The organism is Streptomyces sp. 8K308, assembly GCF_004348315.1.
GTDB lineage: Bacteria > Actinomycetota > Actinomycetes > Streptomycetales > Streptomycetaceae > Streptomyces.
Genome location: NZ_SMKC01000395.1, coordinates 1 through 6,109, shown reverse-complemented (window position 1 = coordinate 6,109; position 6,109 = coordinate 1). Strand labels below are relative to the sequence as shown.

The 6,109-nt window shown below is 75.2% G+C and carries 6 protein-coding genes and 1 pseudogene; 1 reads left to right on the top strand and 6 read right to left on the bottom strand.

Going from position 1 to position 6,109, the window contains the following annotated elements; genetic code table 11:
* Nucleotides 1–488: 488 nt before the first annotated feature.
* The 3 genes from E1265_RS32290 to E1265_RS32280 form a co-directional block, all read right to left on the bottom strand.
* The gene (locus E1265_RS32290) at nucleotides 489–833 is read right to left on the bottom strand and encodes a rhodanese-like domain-containing protein (protein WP_132934515.1); all 345 of its coding nucleotides are present in this window, start codon (nucleotides 831–833) and stop codon (nucleotides 489–491) included.
* A gap of 169 nt (nucleotides 834–1,002) precedes the next feature.
* Complete coding sequence (locus E1265_RS32285) at nucleotides 1,003–1,848, bottom strand: J domain-containing protein (RefSeq protein ID WP_132934514.1); 846 nt, start codon at nucleotides 1,846–1,848, stop codon at nucleotides 1,003–1,005.
* Nucleotides 1,849–1,870: 22 nt separating this feature from the next.
* Nucleotides 1,871–2,290: a helix-turn-helix domain-containing protein gene (locus E1265_RS32280; RefSeq protein ID WP_132934513.1), complete on the bottom strand. Its 420-nt coding sequence runs from the start codon at nucleotides 2,288–2,290 to the stop codon at nucleotides 1,871–1,873.
* 114 nt (nucleotides 2,291–2,404) lie between these two features.
* On the opposite strand from E1265_RS32280, the gene E1265_RS32275 reads away from it, so the two are divergent.
* Nucleotides 2,405–3,052, top strand: coding sequence for an NAD(P)H-dependent oxidoreductase (locus E1265_RS32275; RefSeq protein ID WP_132934512.1), 648 nt, complete (start codon nucleotides 2,405–2,407; stop codon nucleotides 3,050–3,052).
* A 15-nt stretch (nucleotides 3,053–3,067) separates the two neighbouring features.
* Here the strand turns inward: E1265_RS32275 and E1265_RS32270 are convergent, their stop codons facing one another.
* From E1265_RS32270 to E1265_RS37495, 3 genes and pseudogenes are all read right to left on the bottom strand, one after another.
* A complete protein-coding gene (locus tag E1265_RS32270; protein ID WP_132934511.1) occupies nucleotides 3,068–4,348 on the bottom strand; it encodes an NAD(P)-binding domain-containing protein in 1,281 nt (426 codons plus the stop codon).
* Nucleotides 4,333–5,619, bottom strand: a complete 1,287-nt coding sequence (locus tag E1265_RS32265; protein WP_132934510.1) for an ATP-grasp domain-containing protein — start codon at nucleotides 5,617–5,619, stop codon at nucleotides 4,333–4,335. Before E1265_RS32265 ends, E1265_RS32270 begins: the two co-directional genes overlap by 16 nt.
* A gap of 122 nt (nucleotides 5,620–5,741) precedes the next feature.
* Nucleotides 5,742–6,109: pseudogene (locus E1265_RS37495) on the bottom strand (MFS transporter); the annotation flags it as partial.

Here is a 6,109-nt window from a genome sequence, read left to right as displayed (position 1 = left end):
CGCCACCACCACCCCTACCCACTGAACCCGGGGCCCTCGCGGTACAGCGAGGGCCCCGACCCGTACCACCCGGCCCGGTACGACCTCGCGCCCGTATCCGAAGGCGCTGGCGCGCGGTGGGGCAGGGCGGGAGGACTCCGCACTTGTCCCGGCGCAGCCGAACCGTTCCGGATGTCGGGCCCCGGCGGGACCGTGGAGTGCCGAGCACCATCGCCGGCATCCGCGCCGCCCTGCCGGAGAGCGAGCGGGAGGTGTTCGAACGGGAAGTAGCCACGACCGACGCACGACGGCCATGGCCCAGCTGGGCGATACCCGCACCCACCTCCAGGAGACCGTCGACACCGACCTCTGCGCCGACGACCGCCGCCGACCCCGCCGCACGTCCGTCACTCGACCCGCTCACCCGGCGTCGCGCGGTAGTGCGGGCTGTATGGCGAAGCCCTCGCCGCGCTCGGCGAGCGGGTTGAGTGCCGCCGACAGGACGTCGCTCAGAGGACGAACGGCTCGGTGTTCTCCTGGTCGGAGACCAGGGCGCGGCCAGCGTCCTGCCAGGCGTGGAGGCCGCCGTCGACGTTGGCGACGGCGATGCCCTGCTGGGCGAGGTACGCGGCGACCTGCGCGGAGCGGCCGCCGACCTTGCAGACGACGTAGAGCGTGTCGTTGCCCGCGGCCTCCCTGATCTCCGGGAGACGCTCGACGACCTGCCCGATCGGGATGTGCAGGGCGCCCTCCGGGTGGCCGGCCGCCCACTCCTCCGGCTCGCGGACATCGAGCAGCGGCGCGCCGACGGGGACGGCGGTCGGGGGGACGTTCTGCACGGGTGCGAAGCTCATGGGCCCGAGACTACTCGGCGTCGCCACACGCGGCGGAGCCGCACACCGGCAGCAGCGCGGCCCGTACTCGGCCGTACTCGCGCGCGGCGTCGATCTGCCGCTCCGTCGCCTGGGGCAACGCGGCCGGCCGGAACGGCTTGGGGGCTCGTCGCGAGCCCGCCGAGAGCCGTCAGGCGGGCCCTTGCAGCCGGGCGAGCTCGGCCTCGCGCTCGGTGACGCGCTGGCGCAGGCCGTCGGCGATCTCGGCCAGCATGCCGTCGGGGTCGTCGCCGGCCATCCGCAGCATCGAGCCGACCGCGCTGTCCTCCAGCGCGGCGGCGGCGTCGGCCAGCAGGTCCTTGCGCTGGGCCAGCCACTCCAGGCGGGCGTACAGCTCCTCCGCCCGCTCCCACGCCGGCTCCTCACCGCGCGGGCCGCGCTCCCACTCGTCGGCGAGGTCGCGCAGCGCCTCCTCGTCGCCGCGCGCGTACGCCTGGTTGACGCGGGAGACGAAGACGTCGCGGCGGTCGCGCTCGCTCTGGTCGACGGCCAGGTCGGGGTGGCACTTGCGGACCAGCTCGCGGTAGAGCTTGCGCGCCTCGTCCGAGGGGCGGACCCGGGGCGGCTGCTGGACGGGCTGCTGGGTGAGCATCGCGTAGGCCTCCTGGCCGAAGCCGTCGCCGTCGAGCCAGCCCTGGAAGAGCTCGGCGACCTGCGGTATCGGCTGGATGGCGGCGCGCGCCTCGCGGGCGCGGCGCTCGTCCTCCGGGTCGCCGGTGCGCGCGGCGACGGCCTCGGCGATCTGGGCGTCGAGCTCCTCGAGGCGGCTGTAGTAGGGGCCGAGGCGCTGCTCGTGGAGGCGGGAGAAGTTCTCCACCTCGATCCGGAAGGTCTCGACCGCGATCTCGAACTCGATCAGCGCGCCCTCGGCGGCCCGCACGGCCGCCTCGAGCCGCGCGGTCGCCGCGGCGTCAGCCTCGGCCTCGTCCGTGGTCGCGTTGGTCGTCGTCGTCGCGTCCGTCGTGTCATCCGCCACGCCGGACAGCCTATGCGCTCCGTCAGGTGGAGGGCTCGGCGCTCAGCTGCTGCTGGCTCGGGCAGCAGGTGATGTCCTCCTCGCGGAGATGGGTCTCGGCCCACCTGGTCAGCTCGAGGAGGGCGGGGCGCAGTTCGAGACCGGACTGGGTGAGCTGGTAGGTGACGCGCAGCGGGGGGCCCTCCTGGACCTCCCGGGTCAGCAGGCCCATGGCGACGAGCTCGCTGAGCCGGTCGGAGAGCATCCGCTCGCTGATGCCGGGGACGGCGCGCCTGAGGTCGGTGAAGTGGCCGGGCCCGGCCATCAGGGCCGCGATCACCACGCCCGTCCAGCGCTTGCCCAGCAGGTTGAAGACCCGCTGTACCGCCGTGTCCGGCTCGGTACACCTCGATCGGTCGCCGCCCGGTCCTGTCCGTTCGCCCACTTCGACCCGCTCGCCCATGTGACCATCCTACCGGAACTTCGGTAGCTGCTGCAGAAAAGTAAGTCCCTGTGGTAATACTAGTTGCGTACTGCTCCGCAGCACTCTTACCAAGCTAGTCACCGGAGGACCCTCATGGCCACGCTCCTGCACATCGACTCGTCGCTCAACGGCGACAACTCGGTCTCTCGCGCCGTCACCAGGACGTTCCGCGAGGCGTGGGAGGAACAGCACCCGGAAGGCACCGTGATCTACCGGGACCTGGCGGCCAACCCGCTGCCCCACATCGACGCCCTCGCGTACCACACCCAGTACGTGCCGATCGCCGAGCGCACCCCCGAGCAGGTCGCCGCGTTCGCGCTGCGCGAGGAGCTCACCAGCGAGCTCGAGTCGGCCGACGCCGTGCTGCTCGGCGCGCCGCTCTACAACTACACGATCCCGTCCTCGCTCAAGGCGTGGCTCGACCACATCATCATCATGGAGCGCACCGCGGGCGAGAACTCCACCATCGCCGGCAAGCCGGTCACCGTGGTCACCAGCCGCGGCGGCTCCTACCGCCCCGGCACCCCCATGGAGGGCAACGACTACGCCGTGCCCTACCTGGAGTGGCTGCTGACCGGCGCGCTCAAGATGGACGCCAGCTTCATCGTGCCGGAGCTGACCCTGGCACCGATCGTGCCCGCGATGGCCCCGCTGCTTGAGAAGTCCAGGGAGTCGGCGGCCAGGGCGCACGAGGACGCTCGCACCACGGCCAAGACGCTGGTCAGCCAGCTGGCGGCCTGAGACACCGTCCGACCGCTACTCCGCGCGGGCGGCGACGGGTTCAGGGGCCGTCGCCGCCCGCGCCCGCGCGGGGCCCGGCAGCCGCACCGGCCACCGCCGGCCGCCGAGCCGCTGCCGCACCCCGCGCACCAGCCGGCCGGCGGTGAACGAGGCGCCGTGGACGAACCGCATCGCCGGGCCGAACGACGGCGCCGTCAGCAGCCCCGCGAAGAACAGGCCGGGCCGCGAGGACTCGAAGCCGCCGCTCAGCTCCGGCGCCCGGGTGCCGCCCACCGTCCGCAGCGCGTCCCGCACCACCGGATCAAGGATGCGCAGCCGCCGCAGGTCAGGCACGAAGCCGGTGGCCGCGATCACGTGCCCGGCCTCCACCGTCTCCGCTCCCCCCTCCGGGGTGGCGAGCTCGATCCGCACCGTGCCGACGTCCGTCCCCGTCGCCCGCAGCAGCTCGCGGCCGAGCCGCACCGGGACGACGTTCTCCAGCCGCTCGCGCAGCCACCACGCGCCGGCCGGGCCGAGCGCGGTGGCCGCGATGTGCGCCCTGGTACCGGCCGGCAGCCGGCGCACCGCGCCCGGCAGCTCGGACCACACCCAGCTCGACCAGCCGGTGCCGAGCCCGCTGTGCGGGGCGCGCAGCCGGGCGAGCGGGCCCCGGCGCAGCGGCAGCGGCACCGTGTTCCAGCGGACCGCGCCCGCCCTGGCCACCACCGTCGGGCGGGCCCCCTGCTCGGCCAGCAGCGCCGCCGTCTCCAGCGCGGCCTGCCCCGCGCCGACGACCGTCACGTCGGTGTCCTTGAACCTGGTCAGGTCGCGGTGGTCGCTGCTGTGCGAAGCGAGCCCCACCGGCAGCTCGCGCAGCGCCTCAGGCAGGTGGACGAACGGCATCACGCCCACGGCCAGCGCCACCGTCCTGGTCAGCAGCGTCGCGCCGTCCGCCGTCTCCACCCGGAAGCCGTCGCCGTGCGGCGCGACGACGGTCACCGTGCGGTCCTCGACCGGCACCGGCAGCCGGTCGGCGAACCACAGGCCGTAGCGGGTGAAGGTGGCGAGCGGCAGCGGACGCCCGTGCTCGGCGCGCAGCCCGCGCTCGGCGCAGTAGGCGGCGAGCGTGTCGGTGCCGACCGGCTCGGAGAGGTCGGAGGCCCACGGCTCGGACTTCAGGTACATGCCGTCGGGCATGTGGTCGCGCCAGGAGGCCATCGGGCGGCCGAGCACCCGCAGGTCGAGGCCGGCGGCGGCGGCGTGCGCCGCGACCGAGAGACCGTAGGGGCCCGCGCCCACCACTACCAGGTCGTGCATCGTGCGTACTCCTTCTCTGTTGGGGTCGCCGCCGGGGACGCCGCTGGGGTGGGAACGGTGCGGGCGCGGCGCGCGCGGGTCACCGCCCGGCCGAGCAGGGCCCGCGTCATGGCGAGGAACGGCGCCGGGTCGTCCGCCGCGAACCAGGCCCACTCGACCTCGCGGCCACCGGTGCCCGGCCACCACGCCCTGCCGTCCGCGAACGAGGCCAGCGCTCCGTAGTGCTCGACCACGAACATCCGGCCGGCGCGGGGCAGCGGCGGCCGGGGCGTGGCGCGCCCGGTGAGGTCCAGGTGCAGCGCGCGCACCGGGTCGAGGCCGGTGGCCCGGTCGGTGAACAGCCGGAACTGGGCGCCGGGGCGCGGGTTGAAGTCCAGCAGGTGGTAGAGGCCGGTGCCGGGGTCCCGCCGCACGTCCAGGTCGAGCACCCCGTGGTAGCCGACCGCCGCCGCGAGTCCGAGGCCGAGCGCGGCCACCGCCGGGTTGGGCAGCCAGCTGCCCACCGCCGTGAGACCGGCACGCGGCGGCCAGGCCAGGTCCTTGTGCCCGGTGCCGGCGAGCAGCGGGCGGCCGCCGGCGGCGAAGCAGCCGTGGAAGAACCAGTCGGTGCCGGGGCCGCCGGCGGGCAGCCTGCGCTGCAACAGCAGCGCGCTGCCGGCGAACGGGCTCAGCTCGTGGAGCCGGGCGGCCTGCGCGGGGCTGGTCAGCAGCGTGACGCCGCGCAGCCCGGCGTCGCGCGGCAGCAGCCACGGGCGGCTCCACTTCGCCACCACGGGCAGCCCGAGCTCGCGCGCCGCGGCGGCCGCCGCCGCGGCGTCGCCGGGGACGCGGGTCTCCGGGTGCGGGATGCCCGACTCGGCGCAGAGCGCGGGCAGCTCCGCCTTGTCGGCGGCCCGCTCGGCGAGGCCCTCGGGCAGCCGGGGGAGCAGGAAGCTTTCGGCGAGCCGGTCGCCGAGGCGGGCGACGGCCAGCGCGCCGGCGTCGTCCATCGGGATCAGCACCGCCGGCCGGCCGATCCGCTCCGCCGCCGCGGCCAGGGCGCGCACCACGTCGGCGTCCGAGCACGGGTCGCCGTCGAACCGGTGGGCGGCGGCGAGATGGCGGGAGCGGGCGAGCGGCACGGTCGGCGACTCGACGAAGGCGTGCGTCTCGACGCCCGCCCGGCCGAGCGACCTGACCGCGCCGAGCGAGCCGTGGTGGAGGGGGTTGCGGTCGAGCCGCAGCAGCAGCGCTGGCACCCGGCGGTCGAGGGTGACGGGCGGCGGAGGCATGGGAACCGTTCTTTCACGCGCCCCCGCGCGCCTACCCCGGACGGGGCCCTGCTGCTCTCTCGTTCGGATGAGGCGAAGCCTCCGCCCGGCCCATTCGAGCGATCGTGTGCTTACTCCGGCGCTCAGGCCCCGTCCCGCTCCGGCGCCCCGCCCGACCGGCGCGGTCGCAGCGCCAGGATCGCCGTCGCGGTCATGACCAGCAGCACCGCCGAGACCAGGTAGGCGACGGCGTAGCCGTCGACGAAGGCGTCGACGGCCGCGCGGCCGAGCTCCTCGCCCCGGGCGCCGAGGCGGGCGGCGACCTCCTGCGAGACCGCGAGCGACTCCTGCGCCGCGTGGACGGCCTCGGTCGGCAGTCCTGCCGGAGCGTTGTCGAGGACGCCCTGGCGGTAGCCGTCGTTGAGGACGCTGCCGAGGACGGCGATGCCGAGGGTGCCGCCGACCTCGCGCGCCGCGTCGTTGACCGCCGAGGCGACCCCCTGCTTGTGGG